This is a genomic window from Paenibacillus periandrae (genome assembly GCF_022458865.1).
Taxonomy (GTDB): Bacteria; Bacillota; Bacilli; order Paenibacillales; family NBRC-103111; genus Paenibacillus_S; species Paenibacillus_S periandrae.
Map to the genome: position 1 here is coordinate 25117 of NZ_JAJNMU010000018.1, position 16649 is coordinate 41765.

Here is a 16649-nt window from a genome sequence, read left to right on the forward strand (position 1 = left end):
TAGCTTGGCATTGTACTGCCAATTTTCCACTGTATTCCACGGGTAAAACTTAGTCGTAAATCTAGATCGGACTTGACACGTAGATGGAAATGTGTGGCGTAGCCCCAGCAGAGAAATAAAATCCTGCCGTCTGCTGTGGAATGCTTGTTTCACCAATTTACGCAATCACATACGGCTATCAAGGACTACCAAGGGTATCGTTTAATTGCCGTCGGTTCTGATTTGCATATCGCAACGGACCCTACGGACACGGACACCTACTTTCAAAGCCAACCTAACACGAAAGACTATAACCTGCTACATTCGAATGCAGCCTATGACCTGTGTAACAGACTGTACGTGGATGCCATTGTTCAGCCGCGAAGGCTGTGCAACGAGGGAAGGGCACAGGCAGATAGGGTTGACCGCTCCCCCATCAAGGGCAAAACCATTGTGATTACCGATCGAGGTTATGAAGGTTACAACAATTTCGCGAATATTGAACGCAAAGGGTGGAACTATGTCATACGGGTAAAGGATTTGGATTCCAGTGGTATTCTTTCAGGCTTGCGGTTGCCCTCTAGTGGGGAGTTTGATATTGCTGTTCATCTGACACTCACGAAAAAACAAACCAACGCGGTCAAGGCTCATCCCGAGATTTACAAGTTCATCTCTACCAAGTCCATCTTTGATTTTTTGGATTTGCATGCGCACTTGTTTTACCCGATTTCCTTTCGGGTTGTTCGTTTTATCCTGCTTAATGGCACTTATGAAACCGTCATTACGAATCTATCCGACACCGATTTTCCGCCCGATGAGCTCAAGTCCATTTTACATGCGATGGGGCATTGAAACCTCTTTCAGAGCATTAAAATACACCATCGGTCTTACCAATTTTCACGCAAGAAAACGAGAGTTCGTCACCCAAGAGATTTTCGCAAGAATGATCATGTACAATTTCGTTGAAATAATGACCTCACACATCGTCATTTCTCACCGATGTTGAAGCACGGATTCGTAAAAACGTTTTGCCAATTCGACCCGTTAGTCCAGGGCAGAAGAATACGCGCAAAATCCGTTATAAATCAGCTGTAAGCTTCGTTACAGAGTAGCATAATTCGTTGCATATGAACATTTTTTAAGTGGATCGTCCATCCGCTTGTTTGCTGTACACTTTTTTTATGTTTTCATAAAAAACAAACGACACAGGACCTTTTCCCGTGCCGTCTCGGATTTCATTTTTATTCCTGGTCTTGTCTCTTAAATTAACTTTATGACATTGCCCTTTTTTCAAAGTGTCCACCTTCCGGGTCACAGTTCAGTTTTTGCCACTAAAGACTTTCAAATATTAAGACATTTCTAAACTCAAATTCTATGACAAAATATCTTTAAACCTGTGACAAATTACATCAAAATGCACATCAGAAACACGGCTTGTACATAAATTTCCACTGCTATGCTATACATGTATATTTATGCATAACAACACACCTTTAATCCTTATATACCTCTATACTCAATTACATCTCCCATATCCGCAGTTGCTGCAATTTTTGCAGCCTTCACTATTAATGAGTGATGCTGAGCCGCATGATGGACATAGATCCAATGAGATAGCCGAGTTCCGATTGACTGCATATTGTGCAGTTGTCTCCATAATGACTTCCTGCGTTGCCGTTACATAAGCATCGGCGTCGTTCGAAGTACTTCCGTGCATTTCCAATGCCTGAGCTACTGCATCAGCAATAGATTCCACTCGATTAGGGCCAAAGCCGATTGCACCCGAACCACCTATACCCTTCAAATGCTTCGTTAAAAGCTGCACTTTATTCCCATGATCACCATAGCGCAAGAATAGCGAGCAGACTCGTCCAAGAGCCTCAGACATCGCAAATACATCAGACCCTGCCTTCCCAACGTTCAGAAATACCTCGCTCGGTGAGCCATTCATCTCGTTAATCGTAATGTAAGCCATGCCAAAAGGAGTGTTGTACTTGTAGGTTGCGCCGCGCAGCACCTGTGGACGGCTTTTATACTGTTTATCCACAACTCCGCTGCTCGTAGTTGGTGCGTATGCCGCTTTGGACTTCTCAACCTCGATAAAATCTCCAGCCACTTTGTCTTTCTCTTGCTGTTGTGATTGTTCTGGTTGTACTTTATCTGGTTGCGCTTGTTCTACATTTGCTTGTTCTCCCTGTACAACAGCTTCCTTCTCTCCCTGCGCCACCTTACTCTCTTCCTTCTTATCTGTTGAAAGCACCTGCACGTCACGGCTTCCATCGCGATATATCGTTACTCCCTTGCAGCCCAAATCAAAGGCCAGCTCATACAGGCGTTTCGTTTCCTCTAGCGTAAAGTCCGCTGGACAATTTGCTGTTTTGGAAATCGAGCTGTCCACCCACTTCTGAATCGCAGCCTGTACCCTGATATGATCTTCAGCTGACAAATCCATCGAGGTTACAAAATATTCGGGAAGCGCCTCTTCGTTATGAGCATCCTTCCATTCCTGGGCTATCGGTACCAATTGCTTGTCGAAGCCAAGCCGGCTTTGCCTGTAGTATTCGAATGCAAAATAAGGCTCGATCCCAGTTGATGTGCCAACCATTGTACCTGTACTTCCTGTTGGGGCCTGCGTAATTACAGTCACGTTACGCATACCTTTTTGCTGAATCGCCGCCCCCACCTCGGGATACACGCTCGTCATCGTCTTCATGAACCCGCTTTGCAGAAAGGGCTCGGTCTCGAAGCGCTCAAAGCTGCCCTTTTCCGCAGCAATGTCGGCTGAAGCCAAATAGGCTTCCTTGGCCATAAAGCCATACAGCTGATCCAGAAACAGCAACGATTCCGGGCTTCCATAACGAATTTGCAGCTTGATCATCAATTCAGCCAAACCCATCGTACCCAGACCTACACGCCGTTCCCCCTGCTGATTAATTCGATTTTCTTCAAAATGATAAGGGGTTTTATCGATCACATTGTCGAGGAATCGTGTGGAATGACGCACGACTCTCCCCAGATCAGCCCAGTCGACATCCTGCTTCTGTTCATCATAGAACTTGGAAAGGTTGATTGCTGACAGATTGCAGACACCCCAGGCTGGCAGTCCCTGTTCACCGCATGGATTTGTACAAATGATCGGATTAAAATACCAGCTGTTCGACATCTGGTTGTAATATTCCATGAAAACAACACCAGGCTCTGCCGATTTCCAGGCGGATTCCATAATCGTGTGCCATATTTCACGCGCTTTGACCGTACGCTGCACAAGAACCTTCTTACCGAGCTTCTTCCATTTATCCAGATCGCCATTCCAGACATTATCGTATTCAGGGTCATTCGTGTCCGGATAAACCAGCTGCCAATCCAGATCCTCTTTAACAGCCTTCATAAAACCGTTGCTGACGCATACGGATAAATTGGCGTTAGTTATCTGTCCCATCGTCTGTTTTACCGTAATAAAATCGACAACATCCGGATGCCAATCATTCATCATCAGCATTAAAGCCCCTCTGCGGCTGCCTCCCTGCTCAATGAGACCCGTAGCATAACTAAATAATCCTCCCCAGGAGACGGCTCCGCTTGATGATCCGTTCACGCCTTTGACGATCGCACGCCGTGGACGCAATGACGACAAATTAATGCCGACACCACCCCCTCGTGCCATGATTTCAGTCATCTCCGATAACGTAGCCATAATGCCGCCCCGGCTGTCATGGGGAGAAGGTATGACATAGCAATTAAACAAGGTAAGCTCATCACTGGCATCTGCGCCGGCAGCAATACGTCCACCGGGAACAAGCTTCCAATCGTCCAATAAAGCTCTGAATTTCTCGGTCCATTCACTCTTTTTTTCAGGAGTTGCTTCCACAGAAGCCATGGCCGATGCGAGACGGTCCCACATTTGCTCCGGCGTCTTCTCAATGGTTAAGGTAAGCTTTTCTACAGACGAATCGACCAGTTCTCCATTACGGAGCTTCACCTTTACCTGGCTCCCGTTCCTGCTAACGACCTCGCCAACTTCCTTAGCTGGAAATTTGGGATCATCCTTGGTCAGAACCAGCACGGTATCACCAACTTGAGTCAGACTCGTATCCGCATTTTTCAAGGCATAGCGGTCAAGAAAGATTTTTTCACTTAAACCATGGAGTCTGGAGCTTTCGATTTTATTCAAAGTAATAACCTCCCGAGGAATTAGATGCGATTAAAACACAATATGTAGTATGTATGAATCATTATAGTTCACTATATGTAGTTTTTCTAATAGGGTGAGTGCGATATACAGCAGTTAGGACAAGATGCAGCTGCTTTTGCTTAATTATTCTCTTTCTATCGAGGTTTTTCATTCGTTGACTTCTGCCTATCTCCTTGATACCCTATTCAGAGGGATAATTCTTGTTATTCCGTTATGGTAAGCGTTATTTCTAATTTACCATATTACGCCCATATAATCAAACATATGTTCCCATTCGCAAGGAGGCATTCAATTGTATTTATATCAAGATCAATTTGTACCAAAAGAAGAAGTTGCCATTTCGCCTGATGATCGCGGATACTACTTTGGAGATGGAATCTATGAGGTATTCCGCGTATATAACGGAGAGCTGTTCGAAGCCGAGGGGCATTACAACAGACTGGAAAAAAGCGCAGCAGATGTCCGTATTCGCCTGCCGTACAGCATCAAGCAGCTGCATGAAAAGCTGATCGAGCTCATTCGTCTTAACCATCTGCAGGAAGGTACCGTCTACTTACAAGTAACACGGGGCAGCGCCCTGCGCTCACATCCTTTTCCGAGTCAGCCCAAGCCTGTCCTGATGGCGTTCACCACGGAGCTGCAGCGCCCTATACATAAAATGGAGCAAGGGATAACCGCAGTAACTGCTGACGATATTCGCTGGCTTCGCTGTGATTTGAAGACGTTGAATTTACTACCCAATGTAATCGCCAAGCAGGATGCTCTGGACCGTGGAGCTGAAGAAGTTATTTGGCATCGGGCTGGAACTATTACAGAATGCAGCGCCTCCAACTTCATGCTCATCAAAAATGGACAATTGTGGACACATCCAGCAAATAATCTCATCCTGCATGGAATTACACGCGATGTCGTCCTTAAACTAGCCCGGCAGCTTCAACTTGAGGTGCACGAAACTCCATTCCTATTAGAAGAACTAAAGCTCGCAGAGGAAGCATTCATAACCGGAACTACAGTTGAAATCACCCCTGTGATATCTGTTAATAATGTCCCCATTGCTTCAGGCTTGCCTGGGCCCATCACCCGTCAGCTCCAGCAAGCTTTCAGAAAGCACATCGGATTGGCTTAGAATTGTAATAACTTCTAATCTTGTATTTACCCCGAATTTTGTATATTTAAAACAGCTTTTGCTAGAAAAACACAAAAAAACCTCCGAAGCATTAATTATCTCCGGAGGTTCCATGTTTCATTAGCGTATTTGTCTGCCATTAGCTGCTCGGCCAATTCAATTTCGTAATCCGTCAAACCCTCTTCCACAAATTCAACTCCCAAGCCTTCGGCAAGACCGATCCGAAATGCATCCTCCACTTCAGGCAAAGCTACAACTGCCCTTCCAAGGTCCCGGCACAGATCATTAATCGCTACAGCTTTATGTACAAATTGCTGCCGCAGCCGCTCCTGCAATCGCTCGCTTCTGAATAAAAGCACCCGAAAGAGCTGATCCACATCCATATCCAGCAAAATAGACCCATGCTGCAGCACCACCTGCTTTTGCCTTGTTTGCGCGCTGCCTGCGATTTTACGTCCCTCGACAACCAACTCGTACCATGATGGAGAATCAAAACAAGCGGCTGACCCCATCGACTCATATTTGCGCTTATCATCTTCACTTGCCAGCTGTACCATTTCAGCATCCAGACCCAGCCTGCGAAAGCCAAGCACAAGCCCCTCACTCAGAACTCGATAGGCCTCCGTCACACTCCGTGGAATTCCCGGGTAATTCTCAGCCACAATAATACTATAGGTCAGCTCCTGATCATGCAGTACCGCGCGACCTCCGGTCGGACGCCGGACGAACCCTAAACCTTCCTGCTTTAATTGCTCAAAATTGATTTCCTCAGCTGCCCGTTGGAAGTAACCAATCGACAGCGTAGCCGGATCCCAGCCATAGAATCGTACCGTTGGTGGCACCTTACCTTCACTATGAGCCGTCAATATTGCTTCATCTACTGCCATATTATAAGCAGGATGCTGCCTGCCTGATGAAAGAAACCGCCATTGCTTCGTCATCTACCTGCCTCCTCTTGAGCTTCATTTAGTGCTATCCACTATCATAATGCATCCGAACTAGTTATGAAAGTGCTTCTTTTCGTCCATACTACTACGTAATGCTAGCCTTCTACCAAGGTTCTTCCGAACGAGAAGCATGAAAGGAGACACTACCTGTGCAACCATCCGGCCCTAACGAATATATACGTCCCTTTAACGACCATGTCCAGCTGCATTTTGGACGTGACTGGTTTGAAGAGCTGCACACGAGAGCTATGCGCAACGGGCCATGGGATGACTGGACGCTGTACCAGCTTGCCTATGAAGCTGAGCAGGCCAGCCTGATTTCGAGCTTTGACGAGCTGCAATGTCTTGTGCACATTCAGAATGTGACTCCTATGAGTCATCAAATCGACACCGCCAAAAAAGTGCTGACCGAAATGCGCGGCCGTGCGATTCTTGCCGATGAGGTCGGATTGGGCAAAACCATCGAAGCCGGTCTCATTTTAAAAGAGTATATCATCAGAGGCCTCGTCAAAAAAGTGCTGATCCTGGTTCCAGCCTCTCTCGTGCTGCAATGGGTCCGTGAGCTGAACCAGAAATTTGCAATCCCTGCGGTTGCCCACAAAAAATCCTATATTTGGGAGCAGGCCGACATTGTCGTCGCATCGATGGACACTGCCAAACGGGACCCGCATCGGGACATCGTGCTTGGTCTCGAATACGACATGCTCATCATTGATGAAGCTCATAAGCTTAAAAACAAAAAGACGACCAATTACCAGTTCGTTACTGAGCTGCGCAAAAAATATTGCCTGCTGCTGACAGCTACTCCGGTGCAAAACGATCTGAAGGAGCTCTACAACCTCATCACCCTGCTGAAGCCGGGCCAATTAGGTGGACAAAGCAGCTTTCAAAGCAATTACGTGGTCGATAAACGCATTCCCAAAAACGAAGATCAGCTTCAGCATGAGCTGTCCAAGGTTATGATCCGTAATCGCCGTAGTGACGGCAATATTCATTTTACAAAGCGAGTTGTCCGAAACCTGACATTAAAGCTGTCACCGCAGGAGCAAGCGCTTTATGAGGGTGTGACTGCATTCGTAAAAGGCCGATTCGAGGATTCAGGCGGCGACTTCAGCAGTGCTTTATCACTGGTAACGCTTCAAAGGGAGGTTTGCAGCAGTCGTGATGCCGTATTCCTTACACTGGTGAACATGTTCAAAAAAACACCTGAGGATTCCCCTGCACGGCCCCGGATATGGGAATTGATCGAGCTGATCCGCAGCATCAAGGCAAATACAAAGGCAAAAGCCGTTATTGAGCTTATCAAGGAGATCAACGATAAGGTTATTATTTTCACCGAGTATCGTGCTTCACAGGAATATTTGATGCACTACTTGAAGGAGCATGGCTTCTCGGCAGTGCCTTACAGAGGCGGTATGAATCGTGGCAAAAAGGATTGGATGATGGATTTGTTTCGTAATCGGGCACAGGTGCTTATCGCTACAGAGGCTGGCGGTGAAGGGATCAATCTGCAGTTTTGCCATAACATGATCAACTTCGATTTGCCATGGAATCCAATGCGGGTTGAGCAGCGAATCGGGCGTGTACATCGGCTCGGGCAGGCGCATGATGTGTATATCTATAATTTGGCTACTGAAGGCACGATAGAACAATATATTTTGTCGCTGCTTCATGAAAAAATCAATATGTTCGAGCTCGTAATAGGTGAGCTGGATACAATATTGGAACGTTTTGACAAAACGCAAACATTGGAAACCCATCTGGCCAAAATGATTTTAACCTCACGCAGCGAGGAGGAGATTCGTCGTCACATTGACGAACTTGGACAATCGATCTCGTCTATTCGTAATGAGGCCCGTCTGCAAGAGCAGGATGCCGCTCCGCTCTCCATAATCCTCGATGGTTTAGGACAACCGATCATCCACGACACGGAGGTGCTCCCTTGAAGCCTGCACAGATTGAAAGGTTTGTTATGCGTTTCCTGCAAGCCGAGAAGTGCGATATTATCGAAAAACACCCGGCTTATGTCACCGCCAAGCTTTCTCCTTCCGCTGATAAGGAGCTTACCTTCCGCCCTTATTATTGGAGCTTTGTGGAGCGAACCGGAGTTGTGCCGGAGACCATGACTTGCACCTTTATCTTTGATCCTGATGCGCACAAGGCGATAACCCCATCAACTCAACCATCAGCTGGGAATCAACCGCCGCAAGCCGTTCCCGGATATGTGACTTCAGGTGGAATATCCGTATCCACAACAGCTGCGGTATCATCAACTGGCGATACCGCAACGTCACAACCGCAGCCGGACAGCATCCTTGGGCGATATTTTGGATTTGTCCCCACACAGATCACCGCCAGGATTCCTAAGGATGAGGTCACCTTCGGCAGTCGTCGCTTGCTGCAGCTTTTTGATGTTGTCCGCAGTAAAGGTAAATTTGTTCACCTGTATGAGCAATTTATACCAGATCAGCCCAAGTCACAAACCACCTCCGCCTATGAGAACTGGCTGCAAGTCAATTTCAAGGTAGAGCTGGCCTGTGATATGAAGCGAAGCGAGATCCATTCACTGGGCATTCATCTGGGAAATGGCGAAATTCGCAGACAATTTCAAGAGCTGCTGCTAACCAGACAGCTAACACCGCGTTTGCCTGCACACGTATTTTTGAATCCGGATACCATTACATTGGCACGCGCTGTTCTGTACCTTGAGCAGCATCTCGAACAGCTGCTTCGTGGATATGATCATCGATGGGCAGAAGAAGCAGGCAGCCGCCTGCAGGAGGAAATAGACCGGATCAACAGCTACTACAAGCCCTTAATCGAGAGTACTGAACTGGAGCACAAAGCGGAGATTGAACAGCAGTATACGAACCGCAGACAGGAAATCGAATGGCAGTATCGGCCCCGCATTATGATATCCGTCATCAACTGCGGTCTTTTTCATTTACAGACAACGGGCATACACAGCAGATGACGTAATGTGCTACGTGACAGCAAAATAAGCACCAAACTTTGTTTATTTGAGATACAGGTTGTAACAAATTAATTAAAGCATATTCTGTACAATAGATGCATAGCCAAATAACAGGAAATATCGAATATTACGAACACACCAAGAAAGCAGGTGAATGAATGTATAAAGCAAAATTATGGGTCATTACAATACTAATATGGACAAGCCTTGCACTTCCATCGCCCCTCTCTTCGGCCGCATTGCCACTAGCTGCCCAGACCGCGCCTGTACCCGCTGCTATGACGATCCCACCTGATTCCAATAGTATTGTGCAGGCACCTTCCTTTATGGAAGCAGTACAGCAATGGATGAAGCAGCTAGCCGTAGAACCGGGATATAGCTCATGGAAGCAAGCAACCTGGTCGGGCTACTCACTCGGTCCCGGAACTCACGGCTGGATTGTTCTCATACAATCCGACGGTCGTGATGTGGGTTATATGGTAATTCACGCTGCCGATCCGGCTAATCCCAACAAGTACCAGCTTAGCGAATACGGCAGCGGCGGTAAGCCGCTGTTCAGCCTGCAAACCCTGTACCGTTCACTGGTACAGCTCGAACTAATACATAGCTCTTATACCGTCCAGCCTTGGTACGTGAATCCTTTATATGCCCTGTGGATTGTAGAAGCCGGTGGTACCCATTATTATCTGGATGCTATATCCGGTGAATCCTTGCCTATTGATCAGCTTGACCTGCTTCAGAAAAATACCGATCAAGCCAACGCTGCTGACACTACCTTGCTTTCCATGCATACGATAAAGCAGAGACAGGCAATCCCTTCCTTTGATCCCTATGAGAAGCTTCCTTGGATACAAGGTGTACCTGCCAGCTTCACCTCCTTTACCGAGCTTCAAGGTGAGCTTCAGCAGCAGCGAAGGTTAACCTATACAGCAGAGCTTTACAAATCCAAAATACGTATTGTAGCGGCGATCATTGGCTTCCATCAATGGTCCAATGACGATGCATTTCTACTGCTGGAACAGGATGGGCATCGTGCTATTCCCTACTCGTTCTTATCCCATTCTGGAAAACTTTTTCGATCCTCCCCTTAGGTTGTTCTCCTCCTCTATATAGAAAAGCTTCCTACCTGCTGCAATCGACGTCTCAGTCGATCAAGATGGCAAGAAGCTTTTCATTTTTTATAATATCGGAATGTATAAGCTTTCAGCAGAGCTGAATATGCTGATATTGCAAGAAAAGCTACATTTATAACACGGATGTATCTTCTCCGAATAGGCTTCGATCAGAAGCTTTTCTTATAATATCAGCGTATAAGTTTTCAGCAGAGCTGAATATGCTGATATTGCAAGAAAAGCTACATTTATAACACGGATGTATCTTCTCCGAATAGGCTTCGATCAGAAGCTTTTCTTATTAAGCAGCCCTTTGAGCCACATTGCTATTGCATAAGGTACCATTCCAAACCAACGATACGGCCAAGGCTCACGTACCTTCCGGTGAATAGCTCTTGTTTGCTTGCGAATTTTTCTTGGGGTTTCCACATAATCCAGCAGCTTCTCTGTAACGTATGTGACCCATTCTTCACCCTGTGCCAAACCTCAGTCACCCCCGTATTTTAAGTGTAACCGGGATCGTCTGTTTACAAACCTCTCAAGAAAGGGAACACCCTGATATAAGTCTCCATCACTGCATGGACTTGCTGACATCCTAAAGCTGCCAGAGCAAAGAGCCTGCAAGGAGTGACAATGACGTTTACTTCATCATCTTATCTCCCTGCAGGCTCTCACCAACACGTGTATCTATCTACATCTTCATTACAACGTACTGAATTACATTTTTTCAGGTGCTTTCAACCCAATTAAAGTTAGCCCGTTGCGAATCGTAATTTGTGTACATCTTACCAAAGCCAATCTTGCTTGCCGAAGAGCTGCATCCTCAATCAGTATCGGACTATCATGGTAGAATCGGTTAAAGCTCTGCGCCAAATCAACCAAATAACGGCTGACCACAGAAGGCTCCAGCTTCTGCGCCGCTTGCTCCAGACGTTCCTTGAACACATACAGCTGTTTCAACAGGGCTTGCTCGGAGGCGTTAACCAGCAGGCCGGCAGCATGATCCTCGAGCTTCAATGGAAGCTCCTCCCCAACTGCTCGCTCTCCGGCTTTGCGCAGCACACTGCTCGCTCTGGCATGGGTATACTGGACATACGGTCCAGTCTCACCCTCAAAATTCAATGCTTCCTCCCATGAGAAGACAATATCCTTGATCCGGTTATTGCTCAAATCGCTGAAAATAATGGCGCCCACACCAACATCCTGAGCAACCGCAGCTTTATTGTCCAGATCCGGGTTCTTTTGTTCAATGATTTCACTCGTTTTTTCAATAGCCTGCGTAAGCAGCTCTTCCAGTCGAATCACATTGCCCTTACGTGTAGAGAGCTTCGCACCTTCAAGACTGACCTTGCCGAATGGCACATGCACAAGACGATTATGCCAATCGTAGCCCATCAGCTCGATGACCTTGAACCACTGCTGGAAGTGAAGGCTTTGCCCGGCGTCAGTCACATAAATACATTTTTCAAAATCATAGGTGGCCTGACGATAAACTGCCGCGGTCACATCACGCGTATGATACAAGGTACCGCCATCTTTTTTGATCATCAAGGCCGGTGGCATATTGTAGTCATCCAAACGCACCAATTGCGCGCCTTCATCCTCTTCAAGCAGATTCTTAGTCTTCAGTTCCTCAACAATGGCGGCCATTTTATCATTATAAAAGCTTTCGCCTGTGTACGCATCAAACTTCACGCCAAGAAGCTCATACATTTTTTCAAATTCCTTAAGACTGATTTCTACAAACCATTTCCACAGCTTAATTGCTTCCTCGTCACCTTGCTCCAGACGAACAAAGCACAGACGCGCCTCATTCTCCAGCTCCGGATTCTGCTCTGCTTCATCATGGAACTTGATGTACAAACGCTGCAGCTCTCCAATACCTTCCGCTTCAACAGCAGCCTGTTCTCCCCAAAGCTTATACGCGACAATCAGCTTGCCGAACTGCGTACCCCAATCACCCAAATGATTAACTCCTACACAATGATAACCGAGGAATTCGTGAATCTTATAGATGGCATTGCCGATCATCGTTGAACGCAGATGTCCAATATGAAACGTCTTTGCAATATTAGGCGACGAAAAATCGATGACGATATTACGGCCCTGTCCGATATTTTGCGATCCGTAGCGATCCTGCTGCTCCAGAATCTCGCCAATTACACTGGATGCCAGATGTCCAGGCTGTAAAAATACATTAAAGTACCCTGCAACCGCTTCTACCCGCTGAACGGCCGGATGCTCCTTCCAGTTTGCTGCCAGCTCTTCAGCTATCGCTTGCGGCGCTCTGCGCAGCAGCTTGCTGAACTTGAAGCATGGCATCGACAAATCCCCCATTTGCGGATTCGGTGGGTATTCGATCAGTTCCATGATCGTCGCTTCATCTACGCCCTCTAATTGTGGTCCTAATTGTGCTGCTAACAATTGCTTATAATCCATGAATGATATGCCCCTCTCTACTACAACTGCTTGTCCAACGATGAAACTGCCTTGTATGCAATAAAGCACCCCGGGACGGGGTGCTTGTTAGACTTCAGTCCCAAAATACCGTTAATTGTCTATGAACATTATAGCTATCCGCAAAAATCGAGTCAAGCAGCAAAGTAACAACAACCCTTCAAGCCTTAATCAGCCAAACGAGCAGTGAACATCGATTTGGCCATCCGGGCCCCTTCACAATAGATTTCTACCTCGATCTTGCAGTATCTTCGACTAAGCTCAATAATGTTGGGAACCAGGTCGATCACACTATCGATCGGTATAGGCAGCAGAAAAAAATTCGATGAGCTGTCCAATATCAGGTTGCCCCTCTTCTCTTCTTTAACGATACGCATCGCAGCCTGACTCATCAGGGTTGTCATTAATCCTTCCGATACCATACCGACATGATTGGTCATTTGTGCGGATATCGTTCGGCGATAGAACAATTGTCCGTTCTTGTCACGCATTTTCTCCACACTGGACCAGAGCTGATCTTCAAAGGTTTCCCCGTTTTGCGGCTGCGTCTGGGCAAACTGAAGCGCCTTTAATACATCTTTACGGCTAATGACACCGATCATTCTGCGGTCTTTTCCGACTACTGGCAGCAGCTCTATCCCTTCCCACACCATCGTATGGCTGACATAAGCAACAGAGGCCTGAGACTCGATCGTCAGCGGATTTTTAGTCATGAATTGATCGACCGTTTGATCTGGCTCTGAGCCCCAGACGTCTCTTGTCGTAATCATTCCGATAGGTCTATATTGCTCGTCGACTACAGGGAAACGGGTATGACCCGACTCTTCTATCAATTGCTGCACATCCGATACCTTATCCTTGGCATGGAGGACATACACTGGAGTATCTGGATCCGTGCTAAGTATGTCTTGAACCAGCATGATTTTCTTTTTAATCATTCTATCGTCAATTGCCCGATTAATCATCGTAGCCACTGTAAAAGTATCATAACTCGTAACGATGATAGGAAGTTCGAGCTCATCTGCCAGCTCTTTGGCTTCATCCAAGGGATGGAACCCCCCCGTAATCAGCACGCCTGCCCCCTGCCCCAAGGCATACACATGAGCCTGCGTTCGGTTACCGACAATCAACAAATTATCCGGATCGATGTAGCGTTTCATCGCTTCGAGCTGCATCGCTCCAATCACGAATTTATGTAACGATTTATGCAGTCCCTTGGCCCCACCAATAACTTCACCATCGACAATATTCACAACCTCGGCAAAAGTCAGTTTATCAATCTTCGAATACTCTTTTTTCTCCACGCGAACCGTTCCGATCCGATCCTTCGTGCTGACAATACCCAGACTTTCCGCTTCTTTAATAGCCCGATACGCAGTTCCTTCGCTAACTTCAAGCGTTTGAGCGACCTTTCTAACCGAAATGCGCGTGCCAATACTTAATTCTTCTATATATTGGACAATTTGTTGATGCTTAGTGAGAAAATCCTGATTATCCTCGTTCATGCCTTTTCACCTCATACTACCGCTGTATCACTCTGTTTTTATATTAAACGATAACAGCACAAAAAAACAGTTCCTTCCCACATTCGGAAAAGAACTGCCGTAACTATTAATCATAACCGCCCCTACATTATTCCTTTACTGATGGATAATTAAGTGTCAAATATACCGGTGATAATGGATAAAAGGTAGTTTCAGTGCACGCATAACATACGGTGTAATAACAGTCAGCGAGTTCTTCCAGCTTCTCGCCGCATTTCGAGCAGCATTTATCAGGAAGCGATTCATAAAACGTACTTGAATTTACCAACATCCATCCCATCTCCCTAATAAATAGTTATTGATCCTACAAGCCAACACTGTATTAATACAGTTTATATTTTGTTTTTTTATTGTATAACAAAATTCCCAACTGTACAATACTGTTTTATATATAATTTTTTTGTTGTATAACAATGCAAAAAAGGCAGATCGAATCTACTCATTCGTCTGCCTTTTTAATTTCGGACATGAACCGTTAAGTGCATGTTGAAACAACAAAAAAACCTTCAAAATGAATTGAAGGTTTTTAAGTACATATGATGCGGTCAAGAGGACTCGAACCTCCACGGGGGGTTAGCCCACACGGACCTGAACCGTGCGCGTCTGCCAATTCCGCCATGACCGCTTGTAGCGACAAGAGATAATATATCACGATCTTTTACTGATGTCAACGTTATTTTTAATTATTTTGTAAACCGCTTTATTTGCACCAGACCCACACCAACCATCCTGCAACAATCCAGATAGGAAGCGTAAACAAAAGTCCGTATATGGTTCCTTTCAATGCTGAGCCATTGTCCGACATGCCCCACCTCCCTGTTACCATACAGAGCGTCAAACTGCATTTCGTACATCGTTGATGTATCCTATGCAAGCTTGTAAATTCTTATGACACATTCATCATGTTTGCATACAGGCTCCATATAATAGTCAAGAAGGGGGAATCCGTATGGTGCTGCTTCAGCTGTTGATCGGTATTACTGCTGCTTTGTTTATTTGGGGCTTTATTCGGTTGTCGTTTCACAGCTTGTTATGGGTCATCGGTATAACGCTTGTAGTCAGCTTGCTTATACCCGGTGCCTTTGCCTTCATTAGCGGAATTTTGCTCATTTTTATCGGCATGCTGGCCGCGTTGGGTGTGCTGTTTATTATCGGGTCCTTTAAGAATTAACGCTTATAACCATTCGTTGTAGCGCTCCTCTGTGTAGGGCTGATAGTGATATTTGCGGTTCAGCTTTACGACATTACGATTCTGCTTACGGATAGCGACTGTTTCGTCATCCCAGGCGACTACAATCCCCCGAACATCATTTTTCGGATCAGCATCCCTGACCACACGAAGCTTTGTGCCATCTATGCGGTATTGATCCAGTTGCTCTTCACTAATCATGATTTGTATACCTCCCTTACATCAGTCACTAAGTATAGAATACACCAATCCGAGCACACAATAAACAGGACACGCTGTGCTACATGAACCCATCAAAAGGAGAATGTTGACTTGGACAAAAAAAACTACTACGTAACTGTTGGTTCCAGCGAGATATTAGAACCACAAGAAACTATCGGTAATTTTGATTTTGAGATTTTGGCCACCGAAGAGGAGATCGATCAACTGCAAGAGCTTTTCGAAGAATCCGAGGACGCACAGGACGATACTTTTTTCAGGGCACACATCCCTATCCGGTTGTACCATCATGACAAAGAAAATGACACGGCTGATTATTATCTCACTCAAATCTACAGCAAGCTGTATGAGCTCGGTACAGATGAAACCAAAGTTCACATCAAGAACATGAACATTTTACCTCTACAATAATCAGTATGCTGATACAACAAAAAACCTATTCCCACCATGGAGAATAGGTTTCCCTACTATGGATCGTACCCAAATACGATTAGCTGACATGTTCCTTTGAATCATTGGTTTCAAACCAGTAATCCAATACCTTGCTCGACATCACGCGCTTGCTGATGTAATCAACTTGCTGTTCGGAAAAATTCTGCTGCCATTCTACCCCAAGCTCATTGCACAACTTCACGATGGTCAGCAGCTCGGACCATGCCACATATCTTTTGTACCAAAAAAATTGAGGATGTTCAATCATATAGGGATACAGATCATCAAATTCTGTATGTTTACAATCGAGGGCACGTTCAAAGTGAATTTTCGCTTCGCTTAACTTGGTCATGAAAAAATCATTTGGAATTTCATTCCCCATAGCAAATGCCTCCTCTCTTATGCATAATAGTATTATAAATGAAAATGCGTTCAGATGGAAGGCTTTCCAGTTTTGAAAATTATTCATCTCAACACT

General features: G+C 45.8%; 16 protein-coding genes and 1 tRNA gene. 8 read left to right on the forward strand and 9 right to left on the reverse strand.

The window, feature by feature from the left end; translation table 11 throughout:
• Positions 1-144: 144 nt before the first annotated feature.
• Positions 145-831, forward strand: coding sequence for a transposase (locus LRL21_RS27615; RefSeq protein WP_240419000.1), 687 nt, complete (start codon positions 145-147; stop codon positions 829-831).
• Entirely contained in the window at positions 815-985 is a 171-nt protein-coding gene (locus LRL21_RS46860; protein ID WP_420832495.1) for a transposase, read from the forward strand. The genes LRL21_RS27615 and LRL21_RS46860 overlap by 17 nt, the downstream gene beginning before the upstream one ends.
• A 510-nt stretch (positions 986-1495) precedes the next feature.
• On the opposite strand, the gene LRL21_RS27620 is transcribed toward LRL21_RS46860, so the two are convergent.
• The gene (locus tag LRL21_RS27620) at positions 1496-4150 is read right to left on the reverse strand and encodes an adenosylcobalamin-dependent ribonucleoside-diphosphate reductase (RefSeq protein WP_240419001.1); all 2655 of its coding nucleotides are present in this window, start codon (positions 4148-4150) and stop codon (positions 1496-1498) included.
• A gap of 313 nt (positions 4151-4463) precedes the next feature.
• On the opposite strand from LRL21_RS27620, the gene dat reads away from it, so the two are divergent.
• Positions 4464-5297 (forward strand): D-amino-acid transaminase, encoded by an 834-nt coding sequence (gene dat / locus LRL21_RS27625; RefSeq protein WP_240419002.1) that lies wholly within the window; start codon positions 4464-4466, stop codon positions 5295-5297.
• Between the two features lie 95 nt (positions 5298-5392).
• Here dat and LRL21_RS27630 read toward each other — a convergent pair whose 3' ends face one another.
• Positions 5393-6238, reverse strand: a complete 846-nt coding sequence (locus tag LRL21_RS27630) for a lipoate--protein ligase family protein (protein ID WP_240419003.1) — start codon at positions 6236-6238, stop codon at positions 5393-5395.
• Positions 6239-6393: 155 nt separating this feature from the next.
• Here LRL21_RS27630 and LRL21_RS27635 point away from each other — a divergent pair, with 155 nt between their 5' ends.
• From LRL21_RS27635 to LRL21_RS27645, 3 genes are all read left to right on the forward strand, one after another.
• On the forward strand, positions 6394-8190 hold the full coding sequence (locus LRL21_RS27635) for a DEAD/DEAH box helicase (RefSeq protein WP_240419004.1): 1797 nt from the start codon (positions 6394-6396) through the stop codon (positions 8188-8190).
• Positions 8187-9218 (forward strand): YqhG family protein, encoded by a 1032-nt coding sequence (locus tag LRL21_RS27640; protein WP_240419005.1) that lies wholly within the window; start codon positions 8187-8189, stop codon positions 9216-9218. The genes LRL21_RS27635 and LRL21_RS27640 overlap by 4 nt, the downstream gene beginning before the upstream one ends.
• Positions 9219-9376: 158 nt before the next feature.
• On the forward strand, positions 9377-10309 hold the full coding sequence (locus tag LRL21_RS27645) for a hypothetical protein (protein ID WP_240419006.1): 933 nt from the start codon (positions 9377-9379) through the stop codon (positions 10307-10309).
• Positions 10310-10615: 306 nt separating this feature from the next.
• Here the strand turns inward: LRL21_RS27645 and LRL21_RS27650 are convergent, their stop codons facing one another.
• The 5 genes from LRL21_RS27650 to LRL21_RS27665 all read right to left on the reverse strand — a co-directional run bounded on the left by LRL21_RS27650 (position 10616) and on the right by LRL21_RS27665 (position 14956).
• Complete coding sequence (locus tag LRL21_RS27650) at positions 10616-10813, reverse strand: YqzE family protein (RefSeq protein WP_076229243.1); 198 nt, start codon at positions 10811-10813, stop codon at positions 10616-10618.
• Positions 10814-11047: 234 nt separating this feature from the next.
• Positions 11048-12769 (reverse strand): arginine--tRNA ligase, encoded by a 1722-nt coding sequence (gene argS, locus LRL21_RS27655; protein ID WP_240419007.1) that lies wholly within the window; start codon positions 12767-12769, stop codon positions 11048-11050.
• 185 nt (positions 12770-12954) lie between these two features.
• Complete coding sequence (locus LRL21_RS27660) at positions 12955-14292, reverse strand: DRTGG domain-containing protein (RefSeq protein WP_240419008.1); 1338 nt, start codon at positions 14290-14292, stop codon at positions 12955-12957.
• 127 nt (positions 14293-14419) lie between these two features.
• Positions 14420-14611: a protein YhfH gene (gene yhfH, locus LRL21_RS45810; protein WP_338044687.1), complete on the reverse strand. Its 192-nt coding sequence runs from the start codon at positions 14609-14611 to the stop codon at positions 14420-14422.
• A 260-nt stretch (positions 14612-14871) separates the two neighbouring features.
• Positions 14872-14956: transfer RNA gene (locus LRL21_RS27665), tRNA-Leu, on the reverse strand.
• A gap of 324 nt (positions 14957-15280) precedes the next feature.
• On the opposite strand from LRL21_RS27665, the gene LRL21_RS27670 reads away from it, so the two are divergent.
• Positions 15281-15502 (forward strand): hypothetical protein, encoded by a 222-nt coding sequence (locus LRL21_RS27670; protein ID WP_240419009.1) that lies wholly within the window; start codon positions 15281-15283, stop codon positions 15500-15502.
• A 3-nt stretch (positions 15503-15505) separates the two neighbouring features.
• Here the strand turns inward: LRL21_RS27670 and LRL21_RS27675 are convergent, their stop codons facing one another.
• Entirely contained in the window at positions 15506-15721 is a 216-nt protein-coding gene (locus LRL21_RS27675; RefSeq protein WP_240419010.1) for a hypothetical protein, read from the reverse strand.
• 111 nt (positions 15722-15832) lie between these two features.
• Between LRL21_RS27675 and LRL21_RS27680 the strand changes: the two genes are divergently transcribed.
• The gene (locus tag LRL21_RS27680) at positions 15833-16150 is read left to right on the forward strand and encodes a hypothetical protein (protein ID WP_240419011.1); all 318 of its coding nucleotides are present in this window, start codon (positions 15833-15835) and stop codon (positions 16148-16150) included.
• Between the two features lie 79 nt (positions 16151-16229).
• Here the strand turns inward: LRL21_RS27680 and LRL21_RS27685 are convergent, their stop codons facing one another.
• Complete coding sequence (locus tag LRL21_RS27685; RefSeq protein WP_076229236.1) at positions 16230-16553, reverse strand: hypothetical protein; 324 nt, start codon at positions 16551-16553, stop codon at positions 16230-16232.
• Positions 16554-16649 lie beyond the last annotated feature (96 nt).